We start from the raw sequence: 25125 nt of genomic DNA, 5'->3' as shown, positions 1-25125 counted from the left end.
GAGGTTTTGTGAAAAAAATTATCATCATCTCTGTTGCTTTACTTTTTTTCTCTTTTAAAGCCTTAGCTTCTTCTACGATTACCGAATTAGTCAATATTCCTACGGCTCATACCTTAGTTAAAGGTTTCTTTGACTTAAACTGCAAGATGTATAACGAAGGAGGGGTTTTTGTCAAAATAGATTTAGGTATTACTAACCGACTAACGATAGGAACTTCTTTAGATGTAGAAAAGGTGATTGGAGATCAAAAGATGGAGAGCGATCTTCCTCCTTTTATTTCAGCTAAATATCATCTTTTAGATGGCACTAAGTATATACCGGCTATCGTAGCGATAGGATATAATTCTTTAGGTTATCCCAGATACGAAGGTAAGATTAAATTTTCATCTCAGGAATTAAAAGGACCTTATCTTTCTTTCACCAAACCTATACTACCATTAGGACTTAACGGTCATGCTCATGCTGGAGTTAATTTTGATACTCATGGTTTTAAAGACTCTTCTATTTATCTTGGTTTAAATTTATTTATTAACCCGGAGTTACTCTTGGTTTTAGAAGCTAACTCTATAAGATTTAACCATCAGGAAGAGGAAAAAAATGTTCATGGGGGAATAAGATTTGCTGTTAACCAACAATTTGAGATTGAATTAGACTTTAAGAATCTTTCCCATGGTTCGGTAACCAGACAAGTTAAAATTCGGTATTTAAGTACTTTATTTTAGGTTTTATTAAGGTTTAAGATATGGCTTTTGTTGGATCTCTCGATTTTGAAAAACCTATTGATGGAATTGAACAAAAGATTGCTGAGCTTTTTAAAGTTACTCAAGAAAAAGGAATTGATTTTTCCAAGGAAATTGAAGCATTAGAGATTAGAGCTACCGAGATCAAGAAGCAAATATTTAGCAACTTAACTCCTTGGCAAAAAGTACTAATTGCTCGTCATCTTAATCGCCCTTCCACGGTAGATTATATAAGGAAGATATTTTCAGAGTTTGTAGAGCTTAGTGGTGATAGACTTTTTAGAGATGATAAAGCTTTAGTCGGAGGAATAGCTAAATTAGATGAAAATAAGGTTTTGGTAATAGGACATCGTAAGGGTAAAGATACTAAGAGTAACTTGGAGTATAATTTTGGGATGCCTCATCCAGAAGGATATCGTAAAACTGTTCGATTAGCTCAGATAGCGGAGAAATTCTCAAAACCATTAATTACTTTTATTGACACTCCAGGTGCTTATCCAGGAATAGGCGCCGAAGAACGAGGCCAAGGTGAAGCCATTGCTAGATCTTTACAAGTCTTTTCAAGGCTTACCGTTCCTATCATCGTAGTCATTATTGGCGAGGGAGGTAGCGGAGGAGCTTTAGCGATAGGAGTAGGAGATCGGATCTTGATGTTAGAGCATGCTGTTTATTCTGTAATTTCTCCTGAAGGATGTGCTGCTATTTTATGGAATAATCAAAGTAAGGTCAAGGAAGCCGCTAAAAATCTTTCTTTAACTTCAGATAATTTGATGAAGTTAAAGGTAATAGACGAGATCATTAAAGAACCTATAGGAGGAGCTCATCGTAATCCTGAAGAAATTTTTAATTCAGTCAAGTTGTCTATCTTAAATAATTTAAGAGAACTTCAAAAGATACCTGTTTCTAAACTAGTTTTAGAAAGGTATCAAAGATTAAGAAAAATTGGAAAATTTATAGAATAGGAGGAAAGAAGTTTGTGATTATTAGGGATTATGAGAAAGATAATAAGATAGAGATTCCAGAAGAGATGCCACTTTTACCTTTAAGAGATATTGTTATCTTTCCTTATATGGTTGTTCCTCTTTTTGTAGGCAGAGAAAGATCTGTCGTGGCTTTGGAAAAAGCAATCTTAAAAGAGCGCTTAACCTTATTATGTACTCAAAAGAAAGCCAATGTTAATGAACCCTTAGAAGATGATATTTATAAAATGGGCACTATTTCTGAAATACTACAACTTTTAAAACTTCCAGATGGAACAACTAAGGTCTTAATTGAAGGAATTGCTCGAGCCAGAGTGGTAGAATATTTAGAAAATCCTGATTATTTTTATGTAAAGATAAAAAAAGTAAGGGAAGAGTTTTTTAAGACCAGCAAGATGGAAGCCTTAATGCGCATGTTGATTAGTGAATTTGAAGAATATATTAAATTAAATCCTCATCTTCCTTCTGAGGCAATGTCGATTATCAAAAATATAGATAATCCTGGGAGATTGGCTGATGTGATTAGTGCTCATTTAAATTTAAGTGTGGCTAATAAACAAGAAATTTTGGAACTAGTTGACTATGAAGAACGAATTAAGAAGATTTTTACTTTATTAAACTCAGAGATTGAAATCTTAGGAATTGAAAAAAAGATTCAAGGAGAAGTCCGGAAGCAAATAGAGAAATCACAAAAGGAATATTACCTCCATGAACAAATAAAAGCTATTCAAAAAGAATTAGGTAAAGGCAATGATTCGATCAATGAAATTAAGGAGATCAAGAAACAAATAAAAGAAGCTAAGCTACCTAAGGAAGTTGAAGAAAAATCATTAAGAGAGCTTTCGCGTTTAGAAAAAATGCCTCTTATGTCTGCAGAAGGGGCGGTAATTAGGAACTATTTAAGTTGGGTGGTTTCTCTTCCCTGGTCTAAACAAACTAAGGATAAGATTGATATTGACGAAGCGGAAAAGATTTTAGAGAAAGATCACTATGGTTTAAAGAAAGCCAAAGAAAGAATTATTGAATATTTAGCTGTCCAAAAATTAGTTAAAAAGATGAAAGGTTCCATTTTATGTTTTACGGGACCTCCAGGGACAGGAAAAACTTCAGTCGCTAAATCTATTGCTAAAGCGATGGGAAGAAAATTTGTCCGTCTTTCTTTAGGAGGAGTAAGAGATGAAGCCGAAATTAGAGGTCATCGCATGACTTATGTTGCGGCTTTGCCAGGAAGAATTATTCAGTCGATTAGAAAAGCTGGTTCTAAAAATCCTGTCTTTTTGTTAGATGAAGTAGACAAGATGAGTACAGATTTTAGAGGCGATCCTTCTTCTGCCTTATTAGAAGTATTAGACCCAGAACAAAATAGTTCCTTTAGTGATCATTATTTAGAAGTTCCTTTTGATTTATCTGATGTCATGTTTATTACCACGGCCAATGTTTTATACTCTATTCCTATTCCTCTCCAAGATCGGATGGAAGTTTTAGAATTTCCAAGTTATACTGAGGAAGAAAAAAAGAAAATTGCCGAACAGTTTTTAATTCCTAAACAAGTTAAAGCCCATGGCTTAAAGAAAGAAAATATTAAGATTAGCTTGGAAGTCCTGACTTCGATTGTTGGGAAATATACTCGAGAGGCAGGAGTTAGGAATTTAGAACGAGAATTAGCTACTTTATGTCGAAAAGTAGCTAAAGACATAGTAAAAGGTAAGAATAAGAAGAAATTGTATCTAATTACAGAGGAAGATTTAGTTAAATACTTAGGTCCCTCTAAATTTAAAAAAGAAATAACCGAAGAAGAAAATAAAGTAGGTGTCGTTACAGGATTAGCTTGGACTTCGACCGGAGGTGATATTTTAACAGTGGAAGCTACTTTAATGCCAGGAAGAGGTAATTTAATTTTAACTGGTCAATTAGGTGAAGTAATGAAAGAGTCGGCCCAAGCAGCTTTAAGTTATGCTCGTTCCAATGCAAAATTATTAAATATTGATGATCTTAATTTTTATAAGAAATCTGATCTCCATATTCATTTTCCAGAAGGAGCTATTCCTAAAGATGGTCCTTCGGCTGGTATAACTATGGTAGTAGCCTTAGTATCTTTGTTAGTTAATAAGGCAGTAAATCGTAAAATAGCGATGACTGGTGAAGTTACCTTGCGAGGTAGAATTTTAGCGATCGGAGGGATTAAAGAAAAGATTTTAGCTGCTCATCGAGCTAATTTATTTAAAGTGATTATTCCTAAAGATAATGAAAAAAATCTAATTGATGTTCCTAAAGAAGTATTAGATAAGTTAGAAATAATCTTGGTAGAGAATGTAGAAGATGTCCTAAAAGTAGCTTTAATAGAAAAAGAAAAGATCTTGGAGAAAAAAGATCAATAGATTTTTAGGAGGAGGTAAAGAATGGCCGAGATAAAGATAGAAAAGCCTTCTATTGAAAAATTAGAATCAATAGGAGTAAAGAATTGGAGTAGCTGGGAATGCAAGCCATCAACTTTTGATTGGGAATATACTAGTGATGAAACGGCGTATATTTTAGAGGGAAAAGTAAAAGTTATTACTTCGACAGAAGAAGTAGAAATTAATAAAGGAGATCTGGTTACTTTTCCCAAGGGACTTAAGTGTACCTGGAAAGTAATGGAAAAGATTAGAAAAGTATATAATATGTAATTTGGGTTCTTTCGTAATTATTGTAGATATCTCCTATGATTTAATAACCCGCAAGGCTGGTGAATTTTCAGCCTAAAGTAATCAGCGTCCTTGTATCCGTAAGCTATACATTTAAGTTGCTTAATTTTATTGTTAATCCCTTCTGATATAGCCGAGCTTATCTTTTTCTTGAACCAGTTAATGATGTACTGTAGTTTATCCCGGAAGCTTTCGGCGATAATCCTAAAGGTTCCTACGGCGCTTGAGAGCGCGTCTTTGATCCAATTCTCAAGATAGCCTTGTGCTTCTTTCGGGAGACTCGTAATCATAGACCTTAAGAAAGCTTTCTTTTAAAAGCATGGCCTTATAAATCGGCTCGTTGATTTCGCAGAGCCTTTTCAAATAACCCGCTTGACTTTCACTAAGAATTTGGGTTTAAGGCAAAGACTGATTTTGAAGAGGGATTGAAAAAAACAATTGCATGGTATAGAAATACTTGTTAGCTAACAAGTATTTGGTTACAGTAAGAAGTCTGAGATGCTGGAGGCATATCTCTATCTCCTCTCAGCTTAGTATCATCTCTGCCGTCTTTATTTCGGACTTCGCAAAATGATGTAGCAACTATTCAATGACAACAGGTGAATTTTTAATGGTAGCTTTCTTCTTCGCTAGGAAAGAGACTTGTTTCTACATCTTTTATAAAGCTTCTTACTGCATCTTTAATAATTTGATTTAGGTTGACATATGGTCTTACAAATTTAGGCATCTTTTTATCAGAAATACCCAATAAGTCATTAATGACTAAGACTTGTCCATCGCAGTGTTTTCCTGCACCAATTCCAATAGTAGGAATGTTTACTAAATTAGTTATTTCTAAAGATAGTGAAGAAGGAATACATTCCAGGACTAAGGAAAATACTCCTGCTTCTTCTAAGAGTTTAGCATCTTCAATAATCTTTTTAGCGCTTTGACTATCTTTGCCTTGAACTTTGTAGCCACCTATTTGGCAACAATGTTGAGGAGTAAGTCCAAGGTGTCCCATTACTGGGATTCCAGAAGAGACTACTGCTTTTACTTTATCGATAATCTCCTTGCCGCCTTCCATCTTTACTGCGCCAGCTCTCCCTTCCTTTATTAATCTACCAGCATTGTAAATAGCATCTTTGACATCCACTTGATAAGAAAGAAAAGGCATATCTATGGCCACCAAGGAATAATTAGCTGCTTTAGTTACTGCTTTGGCATGGTGAATCATTTCTTCCATCGTTACTGGTAAGGTGTCTTGGTAGCCTAAAACTACCATCCCCAAAGAATCACCCACTAAGATAATATCTACTTTCAGTTCGTTTAAGATAACTGAGACTTGGTAATCATAAGCGGTAAGCATAGTAATCTTTTTAGTCTGCTTATATTCTCTTATCTTGGTGGTAGTAATTATTGACAAATTATTTTCTCGCAAAATTAAGTCTTATTTATTGCCTAATGGCTTTCTTTTATTCTCTTATCTTTTATTTTCTTATCTTGGTGGTAGTAATTATTGACAAATCATTTCCTCGCAAAATCAAAGGTAAACATATTGCTTTTGTAAAAAGCATAAGTAGCCGAATAAAGAAGTCTGAACAAAATTCTTTATTCGAGAATTTATCCATCTGGATATTAGTCCATTCCCTCAAAATAATCAAGTAGAAAAATTGCCCGTGTTAGCCGCAGCATTTTCGCAGTCCTGTTTGTCATGTCCATTTTGAAGTAAGATAAATTCAGGAATAAGAGAAATTACTTTGTTTTGTCCATGTGCAACAATGACAGGATTTAATTTATCATGAATAAAAATTGCTGAGATTTTTTAATTGACAGGAGAGCAATTTTCGATAGACTTAAAGATAGTTATCATCTTAGTAACCGTTTAGTAATCAGCAGTCAGCTAAGGTTAACAAAATCAGGTAGTAGTGGATAATCCTCTTCTCTCTTGCCTTAATGGACTTATTCCTGATAAAACTACTATCTGAAAACTGATACTTGAACGGTTACTCATCTTTATCCTTAATTTCCAATAATTTTAAAAGTGGCATAAAAGTGGCAAATATAATGAAAGTAGCTATGTATTATAGTAATAATGATATCCGATTAGAAGAGATAGAGATACCTAAAATTGGTCCTCATGAAGTATTAATTCAAATAGAAGCAAGTGGCATATGTGGAAGTGATATTATGGAATGGTATCGCCTTCATAAAATTCCTTTGGTTTTAGGCCATGAAATTGCTGGAACAATTGTAGAAACAGGAAAAGAAGTAAGCCAGTTTAAAAAAGGAGACAGGGTTTCGGTCTCCCACCACGTTCCTTGTAATAACTGCCATTATTGTTTAAATGATCACCAGACGGTATGCGAAACCTTAAGAAAGACTAATTTTGATCCCGGTGGATTTTCACAATATGTTCGAATTCCTGCTCTTAATGTCGATAGAGGTATATACCTCTTACCCCACAAAGTATCTTTTGAAGAAGCCACCTTTATTGAACCTTTGGCTTGTGTTATCAGGGGTCAAAGGATAGCTAAAATAAACCTCTTTCATACTCTACTGATTATCGGCAGTGGTATGGCTGGATTATTACATATTTACTTAGCTAGGACTATGGGTGTCCATCGAATTATAGCTACGGATATTTCTTCTTATCGCTTAGAAGCAGCTGTAAAGTTTGGCGCTGATTTTGCTTTTCATGCCCAAGAAGATATACCAAATCGCCTCCGTCAAGTAAATGAAGGATACTTAGCTGATGTCGTTATCTTGTGCACGGGAGCTCTCCCTGCCATTAATCAAGCTTTAAATTCAGTCGAACGAGGAGGAACTATTCTCTTTTTTGCCCCTACCGACAAAGGAGTGACGATTCCTCTTTCTATTAACGATGTTTTTTGGCGTAGTGAAATAACTTTGACTACTTCTTATGCCGGTAGTCGGGCTGATCATATATCAGCTTTAAAAATGATTGCTGCTCAAAGAGTAAAAGTAAGTGAAATAATTACCCATCGGTTGCCCTTAGCCAGAACTGGCGAGGGATTCCAATTAGTAGTCTCTGCTCAAGATTCCATCAAGGTAATTATTGAACCACAAAAAATAGGATAAGATAATAACTTAAGAAAGTTTATAAAACTTTTTAGATTAATAAAAATTTTAAATTTAGATAAATGGAGGAAAGTAAAGATGATTTTAGTTACTGGAGCTCAAGGTATGGTAGGAAGTTACTTAAAAGAGGAGTTTCAGGATGAAGAGTTAGTCTTAACAGATATTGATTCTTTAGATATTAGAGACTCCAATAAAATCTTTAAGACTATCTCTAAATTAAAGCCAGAATTCGTGATTAATTTAGCTGCTGAAACGGATGTCGATAAATGTGAAATTGAGATAGACCATGCTTTTCAAACAAATATAATTGGCACTCAAAATGTAGCCTTAGCTTGCCAAGCTAATGATATAATTATGGTCCACATTAGCACAGCCGGAGTCTTTGACGGTAACAAACACGAACCTTACACAGAATTTGATGCTCCTAATCCTCAAAATGTTTATGGAAAGACAAAGTGGGAAGCAGATAAAGTAGTGATGCAGGCTCTTAAAAAATATTATATATTTCGACCAGGTTGGATGATAGGAGGAAAGGAAAAAGATAAGAAATTTGTAAGTAAGATTGTCAAGCTTGTTCAAAAAGGTTGTCCTGTTTTAAAAGTAGTTAATGATAAATTTGGTAGTCCTACTTATGCTAAAGAATTGGTTCGAGGAATAAGGCAGATTATCAAGACAGGTTATTTTGGGCTTTATCATATGACTAACAAAGGAGTATGCAGCCGATATGAAGTGGCTTTAGAGATAGTAAAATTTATGAAAAAGGATATTTTGGTAATGCCTATCTCCTCGGCTGCTTTTCCTTTGCCTGCTTTTCGGGTTAGATCTGAAGCTATGAGAAATTATAAATTAGATTTATTGGGGCTAAATAAGATGAGTAACTGGCAAGATGCTTTGCGCGACTACCTAAAAAGCTGGTTAGAGAATTTTGAAGAGGTAGTAAAATGATCCTAGTTACTGGTGGTAAAGGCATGGTAGGAAGTTATTTAAGAGAAGTCTATGACAAAAAAGAGCTCTTCTTGACAGACTTAGAAGAATTAAATATTTGCGATCAAGAACAAGTCTTCTCCGTTATAGAAAAAGTAAGACCAGAAGGAGTTGTTCATTTAGCGGCTGAAACTAATGTAGATAAATGTGAAATCGAAGTAGACCATGCTTATCGAGTAAATGTTTTAGGTACTTACTTTTTAGCCTTAGCTTGTCAAAAATATAATCTTGAAATGACCTATCTTAGCACTGGAGGAGTCTTTGATGGCCAAAAGACAGAGCCTTATACTGAATTTGACATCCCTAATCCTTTAAGTGTATATGGCCAGACTAAATTAGAAGGAGAAAATGTAGTCAAGTCTTTATTAGACAAGTTCTTTATTATCCGAGCAGGTTGGATGATAGGAGGAGGAAAAAAAGATATAAAATTTGTGGGTAAAATTGTTCAATTAATGAGAGAAAAAGAAGAATTATTGATAGTTAATGATAGATTTGGAACTATCACTTACGCTAAAGAATTAGTCCTTAATATGAAAGAACTTCTTAAGACTAAATTCTATGGTACTTACCATTTAGCTAATGAAAGAGTATGTAGCCGATATGATGTTGCTTTAGAGATTGCCAAGATATTAGAAAAGGATATCAAGATTAAGCCTATTTCTTCAGCTGCTTTTCCTTTAGCTGCTCCCCGGGCACGTTCTGAAGCAATTAAAAACTATAAGTTAGAACTTATGGGATTAAATAAGATGAGGCCCTGGAAAGAAGCACTTAAAGATTATTTAAAGGAAATATGCTCCTAAAAGAGTAAGTGTTCAGCTACCAGCGGTTAGTTTTGAGCACCACCCCCTACCCCCGCCAGCGGGGGATACAAGGCATTACAGCCCAGTAATCCGTTCAGCCAGAAGCAGGAAAATCAAGGCAAAAACGAAATGCACGCGATTGGACACTTTTTCTCTATAGTCTAACACTGCTAAAAACTGTTTAAGCTTCAGGCTAAATGCTTACGCAATACCTTAATTAAGAAACTATATTTTAGGAGAACAGCTTAAAAGGATAATTACTACTTAAAAAATTTTAAGGAGGAGGATTTATGAAGGTTTTAGTTACGGGAGGAGCAGGTTTTATTGGGTCTAATTGCTTGGATAGACTGGTTGAGGAAGGCATAGAAGTAGTAGTGGTGGATAATCTATCTACGGGACATCTAGAAAATATTCATAAAAAAGCTAAATTTTATCAACTGGATATTAACGAGCTTACGATTTCTGAGATCTTTGAAAAAGAGAAGTTTGATTATCTTATTCATTTTGCCGCCCAGATGAATGTTCGTCATTCTTTAAAAGATCCTCTCTTTGATGCTAAGGTTAATATCTTAGGCTCTATTAATCTAATCGAAAATTGTAAAAAATTTAAAGTTTCTAAATTTATTTATATTTCTACCGGGGGAGCAGTCTTTGGCGAACCTAAATACCTACCAGTAGACGAAGCCCACCCTATCAATCCCCTCTGTCCTTATGGAGCCAGTAAGCATACCGTAGAACACTACCTTTATATGTACCAAGAAAACTACGATCTTAACTATACCATCCTCAGATACCCTAATGTCTATGGCCCCAGACAAGATCCTTTAGGAGAAGCCGGGGTTATCGCTGTTTTTACTCAACAAATGATAAAAAATATGCAGCCAACTATATTTGGAGACGGATTACAAACCAGGGATTATGTTTATGTAGGAGATGTAGTAGAAGCTACTTTTTTAGCTTTAACTAAAGGCGATGGAAAAACTTACAATATAGGAAGCGGCAAAGAGACCAATGTCAATGAATTATTCCAAACTCTAAAAAAGGTAACAAGTTTTAAATTAGATCCTGTTTATGGTGATCCTATTCCAGGAGAAATTAGAAGAATCTCTTTGAACGGAAGTTTGGCTAAAAAAGAACTTTCTTGGAAAGAACCTCTTTCTTTAGAGGAAGGAATAAATAAAACTGTAACTTACTATAAAAGATTTTTTAAAATTTTAGATTAATGAAAATTACTATCTTAGGCCATGATTTATCAAACAATAGTTTAGCTCGGGTCTATGTTTTAGCTAAGGTTTTATCGCGAAAACATACGGTCCAAATCATAGGACCAGTCTTTGGAGATGGTATTTGGACTCCTTGCCAGACAGGTGAATTTAGTTTTATCCAAGTAGTTGGAAAAAAGTATCCTTTCTTCTTGGCAGAAGCAAAAAAGATAATAGATAAAATTGAAGGAGATCTGGTCTATGCGGTTACTCCTCAGCCTTCAAGTTATGGAGTAGGTTTAATCAATAAAATTATCCACCAGACTCCCTTAATCTTAGACATCGATGATTGGCAGGTTGGTTTTTATCTTCACCAGTCAAGATTAAGCAGGTTTTGCAACTCCTTACGTCATATCTTATATCCCAACGCTTATCCTTACCTGCTATTAATGGAACGTTTAACCAAGTATGCCAATCAGGTAACCAGTGTCTCAAATTTTTTACAAAAAAAGTTTGGAGGAATTAAGCTTCCTCAAGGAAGAGATACAGATTTTTGTAATCCAGAAAGATTTAATAAAGAAGCCTTAAAGGAAGAGAGGCAATTAAGTAATTACCGTTTGGTGATGTTCTTAGGTACTCCTCGTTCTCAAAAAGGATTAGAGGAGACATTAGAAGCTATTATTAGACTAAAGAGGAATGATGTCAAGTTAATGATTATAGGGGTTACTAAGGATAATACCTTTATTAATCACTTAGCTCAAAAAGGGAAAGATAAACTTCTTCTTTTTGGGATGTGTTCTTTTAATGATATTCCTAAATATCTATCTATGGCTGACATTGTAGTTTTACCCCAAAGAGAAACTTCTTGGACAATAGGACAAGTCCCTTCTAAATTCTTTGATGCTATGGCTATGGCTAAACCTATTATTTCTACTAAAGTCTCTGAAATTCCAGAAATATTAGCCGGATGTGGTTTGGTTGTAGATACTAATGACATAGAAGCACTTTCTAAAAGTATCTCTTATCTTTTGGAAAACGAAGAAGAGGCAATAAGGCTTGGAAAGAAAGCCCGAGAAAAGTGCATTCAAGAGTATAGCTTTAATGCCTTAGAGAAGATTATCGATCAGATGTTTAAAAATATGGGACTAGAGAATTAAGTAATCATGGGAGAGTTAAAAGAAAAGACTGTTTCGGGACTTCGGTGGGTAGGGCTTTCTATTTTTAGCACCCGCGTTCTCCATTTTGTAACTAGTATTATTTTAGCCCGCCTTCTTTCTCCGGCAGATTTTGGCATTATTGCCATTGGGTTTTTAATCATTCAAGTTTTAGAAATGTTTCGTGACTTAGGAATCGGGCAAGCTATCATTTATAAAAAAGATGAGATTGAAAAGACAGCTGATACAGCTTTTATTCTTACCCCCATTATTGGTATTTCCTTGTTTGCCTTAGGATACTTAATTGCTCCTTTAATAGCTATCTTCTTTAAGAATGCTTCTCTTGCTCCAGTCGTTAAGCTATTAGCCTTGACGATTGTTTTATCTTCTTTAGAAGTAGTGCCTTCTTTCTTATTAGAAAAAGAATTGAGATTTAAAAAGAAGGTTATAGCTGAAATCTTACCTACCGTAGGATATACTGGGGTAGCTATTAGTTTAGCTTACTTGGGCTATGGTTTGTGGAGTATTGTTTATGGTCATGTTGTTTATAAAATTATGTCTTTAATCTTAATTTGGTATATTTCTTCCTGGAGGCCTAAGTTTCAATTTAACAAGGCTATTTCCAAGGAATTACTTAATTATGGTAAATATATTATCGGATCATGGTTGCTTATTTTTATTTATACTCATATTGATAGTATATTTATTGGAAAGATATTAGAAGCTTCAGCTTTAGGTCTTTATGCGATGGCTTTTAACATTGCTAATCTCCCCGCCACTAATATTACCCAATTAGTAAATAGAGTAATGTTTCCAGCTTTCTCTAAGATCCAGGAAGATAAAAAATTCTATAAAGTTACTTATCTTAAAGTGTTTAAGTGTATCTCCATTATTGTTATTCCTCTTTCCTTGGGCACTTTTGTGATTGCTGAAGATTTTATTAAGATTATTTTAGGAGAAAAATGGCAAGAAGCAATAATTCCATTACAAGTTCTTTCTTTTTATGGACTATTCCGTGCTTTAAGTGGCACGACAGGAAATATCTTCATGTCTACAGGCCAACCAAAGATTTTACAAAGAGTAGTAATGCTTCAACTTATCATTTGCCTGCCCCTTCTTTATCATACGACTAAGTTTTATGGTATATTTGGGATAAGCTTAGTTATGGTGGGATCCTTAGGAATAGGACTTATTTATGCTCTAAAAAAAGTGAGCAATATTTTAGAAATAAAGCCTTGGGAATATCTTAATTGCTTAAAACAACCTTTAATCTTTTCTTTAATCTCCATATTTTTAATTAAGTTAATTTATTGCCTGACCGTTATTTCTATAAACATTTACTCTCTTTCCATCTTTGTAGTCTTAGTAATCATTAGCTACTTTTCTTTAGTCTTTATTTTTGAAAAAAAATATTTCCAGGAAATTTTAAGTATTTTTGGAATTGGTAAAAAGATATAGCAAAGATTAGCCCGGCTATCTCAGAGAGGTTTAATAATAAAATCGTAGAAATTAAGTTAATCTGTTTTGTAAAATCTTATAATTAGAATGGCTAACACAGGTTTCAAATTACCTGTTGACAAAGAAGAGTAATTTAAATATAATAAATTAATTTGGTATCTAGGAGGTTATAGTGAAGAGAACTTTTCAACCTAATAATCGAAGAAGAGCTAAGACGCATGGCTTTAGAATTAGAATGAGCACCAAAGGAGGAAGATCAGTTCTTAGTAGAAGGAGAGCTAAAGGAAGAAAGAAACTTACTCCTTAGTCTTAATCTATGAAAAACTTCTCGTTTTCTAAAAAAGAACATCTTTTATCTTTTAAAGACTTCAAAGTTGTTTACCAAAATAAAGAATTTTTTAATAACCAATATTTAAGTTTGTATATTTTAGCCCGAGAGGATGAAAATAAAAGAATTGGTTTTTCTGTAAGCAAAAAGGTTGGCCAGGCAGTAGTTAGAAATAAGATAAAGAGAATTCTTAGAGAAATTTATAGATTAAATAAAGATAAGATCAAAAATAATCTTGATCTTATTGTGGTAGTAAGAAAGATATTTCCAGTTATCTCTTTTGAATCTATAGAACCATATTTTATGGGCTTATTCATAAAAGCTAAGTTATTAAATTAAGTGGTCAATGAGGATGGCAAGGATAGCAATTTGGTTGATAGAATGTTACCAAAGATATATTTCAATTCTTATAGGAAATCACTGTAGATTTATTCCCAGTTGTTCTCAATATGCTAAATTAGCGATATTGAAGTATGGAATAATGATGGGAAGTTTTCATATTTTAAAGAGAATTTTAAGATGCCATCCTTTTTGCTTACCTGGATACGATCCTTTACCGTAGGAATTAATTATGCAAAAAAGGATGATTTTAGCCATATTTTTATCGGCCTTAGTGCTCTTTTTCTATAATCACTACTATTTTCAGTATATTTCTCCAAAGAAGATTTCCCCAAAAAAAGAAACAGCTCTTTCAACAAAGAATACCAAAGAAATTCCTTCTCCAGAAAAAACTACCACCTTCTTGCTTAAAGGAAAAAAGATAGTTTCTCCTCAAGAAATTCCCATTTTAGATATTCCTCTAAATATTCCTCCTGAAAAATTAACTGTTAAGACTAATCTTATCGAAGCAAAAATTTCTCCTTATGGAAATATTTACTCTTTTGAATTAAATAAATATCTTGCCAACCATGATAAGGTTCTTCTAGTAAAGAAGATTGAAGGTTTTACTGGTCCTCTCTCCACAACTTTTCAAACAAAAAACTTGGTCTTAAAAGACTTTAATTCTATCAATAACTATGAAAAAGAGTTTATTTATCTCGATCCAGGTAATCCAGAGATAAAGCTAATCAAGAGATATGTATTTTATCCTGAAAAATATTCCTTTGATCTTTGTTTAACCTTACAGAATAACACCTCTTCCAATCTTCAAGCCAATAATTTAGCTCTATCTTGGAATTCTTCAAATATAGGGCTCATAGACAAGGGAACGCAAGCAGAAAAAAACTTTCAATCTTATTTTAAGAATGGAAAGATGGATAAAGTTAAGTATAAAGGAGAAGGGTTTTTAGAGAAAGTTTCGGCTATGTTTACAGGCCAAAAAGAAGATTGGGAAGAAATTAAGACTTGCCAACTCTTAAATAATATATCTTGGGTTGCCGAGAGTGATCAGTATTTTACTTTAGTAATAGTTCCCGAAGGTGAGGTAAATAAGGTAGTTTTTAATAAGGATATTAAGAATAAAATGTCTACCTCTATTTATTTAAACGATAAAATAATTAGTCCTCATGGAGATTTTAATTTTAAGTTTAAGATTTATTTAGGTCCCAAAAAATTTGAAGAACTTAAAGCTCTTTCTAAAAACGTTGAAGATCTTTCTGAATTAAATTCCATAGCTTTAATCTTACTTTGGGCTTTAAAAAGTTTATATAAATGGTGTCACAATTATGGAGTAGCGATAATACTATTAACTATCTTGATAAAAATAATTCTTTATCCTCTAACCGCTAAAGGTTTAAAATCAATGAAAGAGATGAGTAAAATTCAACCTAAACTTGCTGAATTAAAAGAAAAATATAAAGACAATAAAGAAAAATTTAATCAAGAGTTAATGCTTTTATATAAAAAATATAAAGTTAATCCTTTGGGAGGATGCTTGCCTTTAATTTTGCAGATACCAGTATTTTATGCACTATTTAATGCTCTTAACGCCGCCATTGAACTACGAAATGCAAAGTTTATTTTTTGGTGGCAGGATCTTTCTCAGAAGGATCCTTATTATATCCTTCCTATCCTAATGGGTGCGACCATGATTATTCAACAAAAGATGACTCCTACTACTGATCCTACTCAAGCTAAGATAATGCTTTGGATGCCAGTTGTCTTTACCGTTATGTTCTTAAACTTTCCCGCTGGTTTAATGTTATACTGGATAGTTCAAAATATCTTATCTATTGGTCAACAATATCTAATCATGCGAAGTGAAAAATAGGAGGGAAGTTAAATCTTTAGGAGGAAAATGAAATTTCTAGGAGGAGGTTATAATGAAAACTTTGGAACAAGAAGGAAGAACTACAGAGGAAGCGATTGAGGAAGCTTTAAAAAAGCTTGGCATTACCAGAGAAGAAGCTAAGATAGAAATTTTAGATGAAGGTAGCAGGGGCTTATTTGGCTTGGTAGGTTCTAAGCCAGCTAAAATAAGAGTTATCGTTGATCGCAAGACAAGCAAGGTAGCGGTAGAGCTGGTTAGTAAAATTCTAGAGTTGATGAAGATAGAAGCTAAAATAGAAGTTAAGGATGAAAAAGAAGCTATTTTAATAAATATTGAAACTTCGGATAGTAAAATTATTATTGGGAAGAGAGGTCAAACCTTAAATTCTCTTCAGTATTTGGTTAATTTATTAATTAATAAAGATAAAAAAGATCAATTATGGGGGAAAATTATTATTGATACCGAAGATTATCGAAAAAGAAGAGAGGATACTTTAAGAAACTTAGCTTACCGTTTAGCCAATAAGGTTGATAAGACAAAAAGAGATTTAAGCCTTGAGCCTATGAATGTTGAGGATAGAAGGACAATTCATGCTGCTTTACAAGATCACAGATTTGTAGCGACTGAGAGCATAGGGGAGGGTATAAATCGAAGAGTGATAATTACTCCTAAAAAAAGATAAAGATATCTCGAAAATTCGTAAGTATTAACTAATGGTTACCGACTTATAACACTTATTAATGAAAATTTGACATAGAGCAAATTAATTTGAGTGCCAACGAGTTTATCTTTTATTGCTTGGTATTATTTCCTATATAAGGTTTTCGTTAATAACTACTATATGAAGATTAATATTTATAAAAAAGATGAAGGTATCTCGAAAGTTTAATATTCATAAAAGAAAAACAGCCAAGGAATATTCTAAACTTTGCCGGAAACTTAATATTATCTATTCCATCCTCTATCTAGTTCTGCTCCTTGTTTTCTTAATTAGCGAGGCTTCTCTTTGGTTAGAGGGTACTCTTTCTTCATATCTAGAAAAAGATTGGCTGCTTAATGCTGCTTATTTCTTTATTGTTTTAATCTTGTTTAACCTTATTACCTTACCTACTGATTTTCATGTAAGTTTCGTAGTAGAGCATAAGTTTAATCTTTCCAATCAAAGTATTCCTGCTTGGATTTTAGAAAATATTAAAAAGACTATTGTTTCTCTGGTCGTTGGGTTAATACTTATTGAGACTATTTACTACTTCTTACGAGGTTATCCAAATTTTTGGTGGGTTTATACTTCGATAATCTTTACATTTTTTAGCATCATTCTTAGTCACTTGGCCCCCTTGATCTTAATTCCTCTTTTTTATAAACTAATTCCGATAGAAGATGAAATTTTAAGAAATAAGCTTATTAATTTATGCCAAAAAATGAATATTTCTGTCAAGAATGTTTATAAGATTAATCTCAGTAAAGAGACCAAGAAAGCCAATGCTGGCTTAACAGGTATAGGAAATACACGTTGTGTGATCTTAAGTGATACTCTTCTAGAAAAATTTAGCCATGATGAAATAGAAGTCGTCTTTGCTCATGAATTAGGGCATCATTATTATGAACATCTTTGGAAGTTAATAGGCGTAGAAGCGATTGCTTCTTTTGTCTGTTTTTACTTGGTAAATCTTTCTTTAAAGTATTTAGGAGCTTTATTTGGTCTTTCCGAAGTATCGAATATTGCTAACCTACCCTTATTAATTCTTTCTTTTTCTATCATTTCCTTTATCTTTTTACCTTTAAAGAATAGTATTTCTCGAATAATGGAAAAGAATGCCGATAAATTTGCTTTAGAGGTTACTTTAAATCCTCTCTCTTTTATAAGTAGTATGATTGCCTTAGGTGATCAAAATCTTTCTGAAATCAAAGTCCATCCTTTTATCGAAGCATATTTCTTTAGCCATCCTTCTCTTCTAAAAAGAATAAAGATGGGGTATAGCTTAATTAAAGTTAAATAGTTTTTCATCATAGTAGCTTTTTAACTATCATGAATACATACTACACTACCTTAAATGCCCATCAGAGAGGAATTTTTATTCTTTATTCTGAAGAAGGACTTAAATTTGTGAAACTTTCTTCTAAATTAGAAGAGTTAACAAAAGAGATAGAAAATTTAACTCAAAGATCAGATCTAAGATTAGAAGAAGATTTAAAAAACTACTTTAAAGGCAAGAGTATACTTTTTAGAGATTATAAACTTGATTTTTCAAGGATAAGTGAATTTCAGAAAAAAGTTTTGATGGCTACTTTAGATATTCCATACGGAGAAACAAGAAGTTACAAATGGGTAGCTATCCAGATTGGGAAAGACAAAGCCTACCAAGCAGTAGGACAAGCTTTACATAATAATCCCTTGCCTATTATTATTCCTTGCCATCGAGTAATTAAAGAAGACGGAAAGCTGGGTGGTTTTTCCGGTGGCTTAGACTGGAAGAAGAGATTATTAACCTTGGAGCAAAAAAATGTTGGAATTAATTCTTAAAAAAATATTTGGCACCAAACAAGAAAGAGATCTGGCAAAACTTACCCCGGTGGTGGAAGAAGTTAATCAATGGGAAGAGGAATTTTCAAAAATCTCAGATCAAGTTTTAAAGAATAAGACTGTAGAATTTAAAGAAAGATTAAAAAAAGGAGAAACTTTAGAAGATATTTTACCAGAAGCATTTGAAGTAGTGAGAGAAGTTTCTAAAAGAACTCTCTCTATGCGCCATTTTGATGTCCAAATTATGGGAGGCATTGTTCTTCATCAAGGAAAGATAGCCGAGATGAAGACAGGAGAAGGTAAGACTTTGGTGGCTACTTTGGCGGTGTATTTAAATGCTCTTTTAGAGAGAGGAGTCCATGTAATTACCGTAAATGATTATTTAGCCCGTCGAGATGCTCATTGGATGGGACCAATATATGAATTTTTAGGGCTTAAGGTAGGTGTTGTCCAACATGATATGGGGTATAAAGAACGAAGATTAGCTTATCGTGATGATGTTACTTATGGTACTAATAATGAGTTTGGTTTTGATTACTTACGAGATAACATGGTCCCTAACATAGAGTTAAAAGTCCAAAGAGGGCATTTTTATGCAATTGTGGATGAAGTAGATAGCATCTTAATTGATGAAGCTCGAACCCCTTTAATCATTTCTGGGCCTACCGAAGAGTCTACCGATAAATACTATACTATTAACCGGCTTGTTCCTAAATTTAAGATAGAAGCTGACTTTCAAATCGATGAAAAAACAAAAACAGTCTCTCTTGCGGAAGAGGGCGTAAAAAAAGCAGAAAGATTATTAGGGATTAGTAATTTGTTTAACCCTAAAAATATCGAGGTGGTTCATCATATCATTCAAGCTTTAAAAGCTCATTATTTATTTAAAAATGAGGTAGATTATATTGTCAAAGATGGTGAAGTAATTATTGTCGATGAATTTACAGGACGACTTATGCCGGGAAGACGATATAGCGAAGGTCTCCATCAAGCCTTAGAAGCTAAAGAAATGGTCAAGATTGCTAAAGAAAACCAAACCTTAGCGACCATAACTTTTCAAAATTACTTTAGATTATATGAAAAATTAGCTGGAATGACTGGAACTGCCGATACCGAAGCTGAAGAATTTGACAAAATTTATAAATTAGAGGTAGTAGTTATGCCTACCAATAAACCGATGATCCGCCATGACTATCCTGATGCTATCTATAAAACAGAAAAAGAAAAGTTTAAGAATATTGCTAAGGAGATTGAAGAATTATACCAAAAAGGTCAGCCAGCCTTAGTAGGCACCATTTCTGTAGAAAAATCAGAAAGGCTTAGTAAGATGCTAAGTAAAAAAAGTGTTCCTCATCAAGTTCTAAATGCTAAATATCATGAAAAAGAAGCTCAAATTATAGCTTTAGCAGGGCGAAAAAATGCAATAACTATTGCTACTAATATGGCGGGTCGGGGTACCGATATTGTCTTAGAAAAAGGAGTAGTTGAATTAGGAGGACTACATATTATTGGCACCGAAAGGCATGAGGCTCGAAGAATTGACAACCAACTACGAGGTCGTTCTGGTAGACAAGGGGATCCAGGTTCTTCTCGATTTTATCTCTCCTTAGAAGATAACCTGATGCGACTTTTTGGGAGTGAGCGGATCTCTAATCTTATGGGTAGGCTAAATATTCCTGAAGATCAACCCATAGAGCACAATTTAGTAACTAAAGCTATTGAAAGAGCTCAAAAGCAAGTAGAATACTATAATTTTGATATTCGAAAAAGACTTTTAGAGTACGATGATGTCATGAATGAACAAAGAAGAGTTATTTACCGGGAAAGAGATGCTATTTTAGAGGAAGAAGATTTATGGGAACATATCAAAGAACTTATCGAGGAAAATGTAGAAAGTTTAGTAGATTTATATTGTCCTTCTGATCTTTATTCTGAAGAGTGGGAAATTAAGACTTTAAAAGAAAAGATATCCCAGCTTACTAATACAAATTTTCAAAAACTTAAGTTTAACCACGAATTACAAGATTCTCAAAAATTAAAAGAAGAAGTATCAAATTTTATGATTAGCTTTTATCAAAACAAAAAAGAGAGCATCGACAAGGAATTAATGAATAACATCGAAAGAATGATTATGCTCCAAATTGTTGATTCTCATTGGAAGGATCATCTTTACGGTATGGATTGCCTAAAAGAAGGTATTGGTTTGCGAGCTTACGGCCATAAAGATCCTTTAGTTGAATATAAAAGAGAAGCTTTCCAGATGTTTGAAGGGCTAATTTATAAGATCAAAGAAGAGATTATGGAGTATCTATTTAAAGTAGAAGTTGCTTCTAAACCGAGAACTTCATCCGCCTCTCTTGAAGAGATCTCTTTAGAATCTGAGGAAGTTTTAAAGAATAAAAAGATGGGGCGCAATGACCTCTGCTATTGTGGAAGTGGAAGAAAGTATAAACATTGTCATGGAAAGTAAGTAATTATAGTAGTTATTAACGAAAACTAGACATAGGAAATAATGCCGAGCAATAAAAGATAAACTTGTTTGCCCTCAAATTAATTTGCTCTATGTCAAATTTTGGTTAATAAGTGCTATCTGATAAATAACTTGACATAATAGTTGTATTTCCACCCCCCTACCCCCGCCAGCGGGGGATAGGCTTGTCCTTGTCCGAAAAGGCAACGAAACAATGGACATTCACGAGGCTGTCCCCCGCTGGCGGGGGTAGGGGGGTGGATTTTCCCTACGAGGTATGTCAACTTAATTAATGGATTGCATATAAGTGCTGTAATGGTGGTTAATATAGCTGGTAGATCTAAAATAACTTGCGAGCTATCTTCATCATAAATTCAGGAGGTTTAATCTTGAGAAGCTGGAAAAGCTTTTCTATCAATTTAGCGATGTTTTTAAAAGAAGCATATAAAAAGCGGCTAAGTATGTAAAAATATTCCCCTAAATACTTTATATTTCCTTGACTATCAACAGCAAAAATACCCTTCTTAATATAAAAATTTCCTTCTTTGAAAGCTTTTAATAAATTCTCAGCAGAGAGATCTTTAACTTTTACAATGGTTTTCACCAATCCAAAATCTTTTAAGTTGTGAAGATCTAATCCTCCAAAGCCTAAAAGTTTATATCCTTCTCTTCTCAATCTTCGTAACATCTTAATATTTTGAAACTTAGGCATACCTTTACCATCTTCCCTTGCATTCCATATTTCTATGCCTGCAAATTTAGACAAAAGATGACTGGTTAATTTATAAGCTTCCTTTCTGTAGGGATGGGCTAAGATAGCTAAACCACCTTGACTTCTTATAAAGTCTAAGATCTTAACTGGATCATTTTCAAAAGTAAGATCTTGTAAACCTAAAGCTAAAATATGCAAACAGTTATTATCACAAGCAAATTCCATCCCTGGTAATAAGCAAAAATCCTGACTCGATAATCGTTGGCAATTAGCTAATAGTTCTTTATATTTCTCTTGACTAAACTCGTTGGGGTGCTCATTTAAGACGACAAATCTATATTTATGCTTTTGAGCCAAAGCAATAATTTCTTCTAAAGAAAGTTCACCATCATACGAATAAACAGAATGAACATGAAAGAGTCCGGCTATTTCCATTAGTCTTCCTTCTACTAGTCTTAATGTTCGTATCTTTATGATTAATCTTAGTTACGGATTTGGTATTTTGTAAATAGCTTATAAATCTCCATAATTACTAAAGGTAAAATGGAAATACCTAAGATTATACCCCAATCAGTTAAGTTCAAAGGCACGGTTCTAAAGATTGGCTGTAAGTACGGAACATAAATAATAGCTACCTGAGTAAGAATGATGAACAAAACAGACCATATTAGCCACCAGTTAGAAAAAAATCCAATCTTAAAACAGGAAACATTCTCACTTCTACAATTAAATATATGAAATTTCTGACATAAGATTAAGACCGTAAAGGCAACGGTTCTTGCCTTTACCAGATCCTGATAGGGATTATAAATTCCATATGCTATCAAGGTACACAGTCCCATGACTACTCCCTGAATAAACATTAAGATGCCTAAGGGTTTGGTGATGATTTTCTCTTTTGGTGAACGGGGTGGTTGTTTCATTATTCCTGACTCTGTTTTCTCAACAGATAGGGCTAAGGCCGGAAGTCCATCCGTGACTAAGTTTGTCCATAATATCTGCAAGGCTAAAAGTGGTAGGGGCATTCCGATGATCATGGCCACAAATATGACCAGTATTTCGCTGATATTACATGAAATCAAAAAATGGATAGCTTTCTTAATATTAGCATAAATCCTTCTCCCTTCCTTAATAGCCGCAACAATAGAGGCAAAATTATCGTCTGTCAGGATCATATCTGATGCCTCTTTGGTCACATCTGTCCCGGTAATACCCATAGCAATGCCAATATCGGCCTCTTTAACCGCCGGGGCATCATTAACACCATCACCAGTCATAGCGACGGTATATCCCTTTGCCTTTAAGGCCTTAACTATCCTTAACTTATTTGCTGGTGAGACACGGGCATATACCTTGACCTTCTCTACTATCTTTTCAAATTCTAAATCACTGAAGGCGTCAAGCTCTATTCCAGAAAGAGCCATATCCTTTGTCTCATCAAAGGTGTTTAACTCTTTAGCAATAGCTATGGCGGTAATCTTATGGTCCCCGGTAATCATCACTGTTTTTATACCAGCGGTCCTGCATTCAATCATAGCTGACTTGACCTCTTCCCGCGGCGGGTCAATCATTCCCATTAGTCCAAGAAAGGTCATCTCTTTTTCAATGTCTTTTTCATCATTAATCTCTCTATATCCAAACCCGATAACACGTAGGGCTTGCGAGGCAAATATCTCATTTGCTTGGAGGATAGTGGTTTTATCTTCCTCGTTTAATCTTCTTGTTTCACCCTGGCTATAGATATCTTTGCAAAGATTTAACAAGATATCGGGAGCGCCCTTGGTAAAGGCAATCCTTTTTCCATTAGGGTCCTTGTAAATAGTGGTCATCATCTTCCGTTCTGAATCAAAAGGAATCTCAGCCAAAGGCTCATATTCATTTAGCACCTCTTCTTGAGATAAGCCGGCCTTTTTTGCCGCGACAATTAAGGCCCCCTCGGTTGGGTCACCAATTATTCTCCAACCTTCCTCATTTTTATATAGCTTAGCATTATTACATAACAAACTTGTTTTTAACAAGAGCATCAGGCTTTGGTCTTGTTGAGGGGCAAGAGGAGATGCTTCCTGGTAAAATCCACCTTCAGGCTCATATCCCACACCAGTTAATTCAACCCACTTGTTAAAGGTAAAGATTCTTGTTACCGTCATCTCATTTTGGGTCAAGGTGCCTGTCTTGTCAGAGCAAATAACCATAACGCACCCTAATGTTTCTACCGAAGGCAATCTTCTTATCAAAGCATGTCTTCTCGCCATTTGCTGGACACCTAAAGCCAGGGTAATGGTTACCGCGGCTGGTAATCCTTCCGGTATAGCGGCTACGGCTACGGCTACGGCTGTAAGAAACATCTCTATTATTTTTCCTTGTTTCAATATCCCGACCACAAAGATAATGACACAAATGATCAGGCAAACATAAACTAACCACTTAGCAAACTGTTCTAACCGTCTTTGAAGAGGGGTTGACTCCTTTTCAACCGACTGAACCATATCGGCTATTTTACCAAGCTCGGTCTGCATTCCTGTCTTAACTGCTACACCTATCCCTTTACCAGCAGTAACAATAGTGCTCATAAAGGCCATATTCTTTTGGTCTCCAAGGCTAATCACTCCTTCAAAGCATCTTCCTGCATCCTTTGAAACAGGAACAGATTCACCGGTCAGAGATGCTTCTTCAATAGACAGCCGTTGGGAGTCTATTAACCTCAGGTCTGCGGGGACAATGTCCCCTGTTTCAAGAAGAATAATATCCCCCGGCACAATAGAGACTGTTGGTAAAACCTGAAGCTGGCTATCTCGAATAACCTTTGCGGTGGGAGCAGTCAGCTTTTTTAAGGCAGCAAGTGCCTTTTCCGCTTTAAACTCCTGAGCAAATCCCATAATAGAGTTAAAAACAACAATAGTTAAAATCGCAAGTGAATCAATCCATTCTCCAAGTATGCCTGAAATAATAGCCGCTCCTATTAAAACCAGGATAATAAAGTCCGTAAACTGACGGAGAAACATTGCCAAAGGACCAATCCGTTTTTTTTCCTTTAATTGATTAGACCCTGCCTCCTTTAATCTTTTTAAGGCTTCAGTTGAGGAAAGCCCTGTTACTTTGTTAGTTTGCCAGTGCGACAAGCACTCATCAATTGTTTTTATATACCAATTCATCTATCTCTCCTTTGAGGTAGTTTTAGATCGGATATTTCAGAGATTTATTGGGCATTGATAACTGATTAATATATTTTGTTTATATCTTGCACCTAACAAGTTATATTAAACAAGTCGTTTTATCTTGGTGGCGATAATGATATTTTAAGTCAAATCAACGATTTACATAATTATAACATACCCAACAGTGAATATATATATATATTATTAGCCATTCTCATTATAAGATTTTACAAAACAGATTCTAGGCCAGTATCAAAAACGAGATACTTATCACTCCAATCAGGTAAGGAATAAATATTGAGCAGCTACGATTTTCTTCATCATATTATCAAAATTTTTGTCCCACTTTTTCTCGCTTGATAGTGTATCGTATTCAAAAATGGTCGGGCTTGGAAAGCCATGCAGATAGAGATTAACTTTGGGAAGCCGCGCCATATCAGGTGAAATGTTGTAGCCGACAAAATGGTCCATTAAATTTTTTCGCTCATCCGGCGTAAGCAATTAAATCCCCCTGTGGCTTTGCTACTTTCCCCCTTTATCAACTTATCTTTACCCATATCTTTTACTGGACAAATTATCAAGGAGGAGCAGGAGAACCTTGACCCACTCTTCCATTGAATATCTTCCACATTTCAGTCATATTA

23 protein-coding genes are annotated in these 25125 nt (G+C 34.4%); 18 read left to right on the top strand and 5 right to left on the bottom strand.

Annotated elements, in window-relative coordinates; translation table 11 throughout:
• Positions 1 to 8 precede the first annotated feature (8 nt).
• The 4 genes from KJ849_04865 to KJ849_04850 all read left to right on the top strand — a co-directional run bounded on the left by KJ849_04865 (position 9) and on the right by KJ849_04850 (position 4386).
• Positions 9 to 722, top strand: a complete 714-nt coding sequence (locus tag KJ849_04865) for a hypothetical protein (GenBank protein ID MBU2599886.1) — start codon at positions 9 to 11, stop codon at positions 720 to 722.
• 20 nt (positions 723 to 742) lie between these two features.
• The gene (locus KJ849_04860) at positions 743 to 1702 is read left to right on the top strand and encodes an acetyl-CoA carboxylase carboxyltransferase subunit alpha (protein ID MBU2599885.1); all 960 of its coding nucleotides are present in this window, start codon (positions 743 to 745) and stop codon (positions 1700 to 1702) included.
• Between the two features lie 65 nt (positions 1703 to 1767).
• A complete protein-coding gene (lon, locus tag KJ849_04855) occupies positions 1768 to 4098 on the top strand; it encodes an endopeptidase La (protein ID MBU2599884.1) in 2331 nt (776 codons plus the stop codon).
• Between the two features lie 21 nt (positions 4099 to 4119).
• On the top strand, positions 4120 to 4386 hold the full coding sequence (locus KJ849_04850; protein ID MBU2599883.1) for a cupin domain-containing protein: 267 nt from the start codon (positions 4120 to 4122) through the stop codon (positions 4384 to 4386).
• Positions 4387 to 4403: 17 nt separating this feature from the next.
• On the opposite strand, the gene KJ849_04845 is transcribed toward KJ849_04850, so the two are convergent.
• The gene (locus KJ849_04845; protein ID MBU2599882.1) at positions 4404 to 4694 is read right to left on the bottom strand and encodes a transposase; all 291 of its coding nucleotides are present in this window, start codon (positions 4692 to 4694) and stop codon (positions 4404 to 4406) included.
• 317 nt (positions 4695 to 5011) lie between these two features.
• Entirely contained in the window at positions 5012 to 5809 is a 798-nt protein-coding gene (gene panB, locus KJ849_04840; protein MBU2599881.1) for a 3-methyl-2-oxobutanoate hydroxymethyltransferase, read from the bottom strand.
• A 641-nt stretch (positions 5810 to 6450) separates the two neighbouring features.
• Between panB and KJ849_04835 the strand changes: the two genes are divergently transcribed.
• The 14 genes from KJ849_04835 to secA all read left to right on the top strand — a co-directional run bounded on the left by KJ849_04835 (position 6451) and on the right by secA (position 20614).
• Positions 6451 to 7485 carry a zinc-dependent dehydrogenase gene (locus tag KJ849_04835; GenBank protein MBU2599880.1) on the top strand — a complete coding sequence of 345 codons (1035 nt, stop codon included), beginning with the start codon at positions 6451 to 6453 and terminating at the stop codon, positions 7483 to 7485.
• 78 nt (positions 7486 to 7563) lie between these two features.
• On the top strand, positions 7564 to 8430 hold the full coding sequence (rfbD, locus tag KJ849_04830; GenBank protein MBU2599879.1) for a dTDP-4-dehydrorhamnose reductase: 867 nt from the start codon (positions 7564 to 7566) through the stop codon (positions 8428 to 8430).
• On the top strand, positions 8427 to 9269 hold the full coding sequence (gene rfbD / locus KJ849_04825) for a dTDP-4-dehydrorhamnose reductase (protein ID MBU2599878.1): 843 nt from the start codon (positions 8427 to 8429) through the stop codon (positions 9267 to 9269). The genes rfbD (KJ849_04830) and rfbD (KJ849_04825) overlap by 4 nt, the downstream gene beginning before the upstream one ends.
• A gap of 290 nt (positions 9270 to 9559) precedes the next feature.
• Positions 9560 to 10492 carry an NAD-dependent epimerase/dehydratase family protein gene (locus KJ849_04820; protein MBU2599877.1) on the top strand — a complete coding sequence of 311 codons (933 nt, stop codon included), beginning with the start codon at positions 9560 to 9562 and terminating at the stop codon, positions 10490 to 10492.
• A complete protein-coding gene (locus tag KJ849_04815; protein ID MBU2599876.1) occupies positions 10492 to 11628 on the top strand; it encodes a glycosyltransferase in 1137 nt (378 codons plus the stop codon). Before KJ849_04820 ends, KJ849_04815 begins: the two co-directional genes overlap by 1 nt.
• 6 nt (positions 11629 to 11634) lie before the next feature.
• Complete coding sequence (locus KJ849_04810) at positions 11635 to 13083, top strand: lipopolysaccharide biosynthesis protein (protein ID MBU2599875.1); 1449 nt, start codon at positions 11635 to 11637, stop codon at positions 13081 to 13083.
• Positions 13084 to 13255: 172 nt separating this feature from the next.
• A complete protein-coding gene (rpmH, locus tag KJ849_04805; protein MBU2599874.1) occupies positions 13256 to 13390 on the top strand; it encodes a 50S ribosomal protein L34 in 135 nt (44 codons plus the stop codon).
• A 9-nt stretch (positions 13391 to 13399) separates the two neighbouring features.
• A complete protein-coding gene (rnpA, locus tag KJ849_04800; protein MBU2599873.1) occupies positions 13400 to 13750 on the top strand; it encodes a ribonuclease P protein component in 351 nt (116 codons plus the stop codon).
• A gap of 13 nt (positions 13751 to 13763) precedes the next feature.
• Entirely contained in the window at positions 13764 to 13973 is a 210-nt protein-coding gene (gene yidD / locus KJ849_04795) for a membrane protein insertion efficiency factor YidD (protein MBU2599872.1), read from the top strand.
• A 9-nt stretch (positions 13974 to 13982) separates the two neighbouring features.
• Positions 13983 to 15620: a membrane protein insertase YidC gene (gene yidC / locus KJ849_04790; protein MBU2599871.1), complete on the top strand. Its 1638-nt coding sequence runs from the start codon at positions 13983 to 13985 to the stop codon at positions 15618 to 15620.
• Positions 15621 to 15672: 52 nt separating this feature from the next.
• A complete protein-coding gene (locus KJ849_04785) occupies positions 15673 to 16302 on the top strand; it encodes a protein jag (GenBank protein MBU2599870.1) in 630 nt (209 codons plus the stop codon).
• 184 nt (positions 16303 to 16486) lie between these two features.
• Positions 16487 to 17620 carry a M48 family metallopeptidase gene (locus tag KJ849_04780; GenBank protein MBU2599869.1) on the top strand — a complete coding sequence of 378 codons (1134 nt, stop codon included), beginning with the start codon at positions 16487 to 16489 and terminating at the stop codon, positions 17618 to 17620.
• Positions 17621 to 17649: 29 nt separating this feature from the next.
• On the top strand, positions 17650 to 18144 hold the full coding sequence (locus KJ849_04775; GenBank protein MBU2599868.1) for an MGMT family protein: 495 nt from the start codon (positions 17650 to 17652) through the stop codon (positions 18142 to 18144).
• Positions 18128 to 20614 (top strand): preprotein translocase subunit SecA, encoded by a 2487-nt coding sequence (gene secA / locus KJ849_04770; GenBank protein ID MBU2599867.1) that lies wholly within the window; start codon positions 18128 to 18130, stop codon positions 20612 to 20614. Before KJ849_04775 ends, secA begins: the two co-directional genes overlap by 17 nt.
• A 340-nt stretch (positions 20615 to 20954) precedes the next feature.
• Here secA and KJ849_04765 read toward each other — a convergent pair whose 3' ends face one another.
• The 3 genes from KJ849_04765 to KJ849_04755 all read right to left on the bottom strand — a co-directional run bounded on the left by KJ849_04765 (position 20955) and on the right by KJ849_04755 (position 24982).
• Complete coding sequence (locus KJ849_04765; protein ID MBU2599866.1) at positions 20955 to 21761, bottom strand: hypothetical protein; 807 nt, start codon at positions 21759 to 21761, stop codon at positions 20955 to 20957.
• Between the two features lie 47 nt (positions 21762 to 21808).
• Positions 21809 to 24478, bottom strand: a complete 2670-nt coding sequence (locus KJ849_04760; protein ID MBU2599865.1) for a calcium-translocating P-type ATPase, SERCA-type — start codon at positions 24476 to 24478, stop codon at positions 21809 to 21811.
• Positions 24479 to 24760: 282 nt separating this feature from the next.
• Complete coding sequence (locus KJ849_04755; protein MBU2599864.1) at positions 24761 to 24982, bottom strand: hypothetical protein; 222 nt, start codon at positions 24980 to 24982, stop codon at positions 24761 to 24763.
• Between the last annotated feature and the right edge of the window lie 143 nt (positions 24983 to 25125).

This window comes from bacterium, from assembly GCA_018830565.1.
Taxonomy (GTDB): domain Bacteria; phylum UBA9089; class JAHJRX01; order JAHJRX01; family JAHJRX01; genus JAHJRX01.
This window is presented reverse-complemented; position numbering and strand designations above follow the sequence as displayed.

Excerpts from the sequence above, each read along its gene's own strand:
- KJ849_04815 (MBU2599876.1), top strand. The coding sequence starts at position 10,492 with ATGAAAATTACTATCTTAGGCCATGATTTATCAAACAATAGTTTAGCT.
- KJ849_04775 (MBU2599868.1), top strand. The coding sequence starts at position 17,650 with ATGAATACATACTACACTACCTTAAATGCCCATCAGAGAGGAATTTTT.
- lon (MBU2599884.1), top strand. The coding sequence starts at position 1,768 with ATGCCACTTTTACCTTTAAGAGATATTGTTATCTTTCCTTATATGGTT.
- KJ849_04780 (MBU2599869.1), top strand. The coding sequence starts at position 16,487 with ATGAAGGTATCTCGAAAGTTTAATATTCATAAAAGAAAAACAGCCAAG.
- KJ849_04760 (MBU2599865.1), bottom strand. The coding sequence starts at position 24,478 with ATGAATTGGTATATAAAAACAATTGATGAGTGCTTGTCGCACTGGCAA.
- KJ849_04785 (MBU2599870.1), top strand. The coding sequence starts at position 15,673 with ATGAAAACTTTGGAACAAGAAGGAAGAACTACAGAGGAAGCGATTGAG.
- KJ849_04835 (MBU2599880.1), top strand. The coding sequence starts at position 6,451 with ATGAAAGTAGCTATGTATTATAGTAATAATGATATCCGATTAGAAGAG.
- KJ849_04765 (MBU2599866.1), bottom strand. The coding sequence starts at position 21,761 with ATGGAAATAGCCGGACTCTTTCATGTTCATTCTGTTTATTCGTATGAT.
- KJ849_04850 (MBU2599883.1), top strand. The coding sequence starts at position 4,120 with ATGGCCGAGATAAAGATAGAAAAGCCTTCTATTGAAAAATTAGAATCA.
- rfbD (MBU2599879.1), top strand. The coding sequence starts at position 7,564 with ATGATTTTAGTTACTGGAGCTCAAGGTATGGTAGGAAGTTACTTAAAA.
- rfbD (MBU2599878.1), top strand. The coding sequence starts at position 8,427 with ATGATCCTAGTTACTGGTGGTAAAGGCATGGTAGGAAGTTATTTAAGA.
- yidC (MBU2599871.1), top strand. The coding sequence starts at position 13,983 with ATGCAAAAAAGGATGATTTTAGCCATATTTTTATCGGCCTTAGTGCTC.
- KJ849_04860 (MBU2599885.1), top strand. The coding sequence starts at position 743 with ATGGCTTTTGTTGGATCTCTCGATTTTGAAAAACCTATTGATGGAATT.
- KJ849_04845 (MBU2599882.1), bottom strand. The coding sequence starts at position 4,694 with ATGATTACGAGTCTCCCGAAAGAAGCACAAGGCTATCTTGAGAATTGG.
- KJ849_04810 (MBU2599875.1), top strand. The coding sequence starts at position 11,635 with ATGGGAGAGTTAAAAGAAAAGACTGTTTCGGGACTTCGGTGGGTAGGG.
- KJ849_04820 (MBU2599877.1), top strand. The coding sequence starts at position 9,560 with ATGAAGGTTTTAGTTACGGGAGGAGCAGGTTTTATTGGGTCTAATTGC.
- rnpA (MBU2599873.1), top strand. The coding sequence starts at position 13,400 with ATGAAAAACTTCTCGTTTTCTAAAAAAGAACATCTTTTATCTTTTAAA.
- yidD (MBU2599872.1), top strand. The coding sequence starts at position 13,764 with ATGGCAAGGATAGCAATTTGGTTGATAGAATGTTACCAAAGATATATT.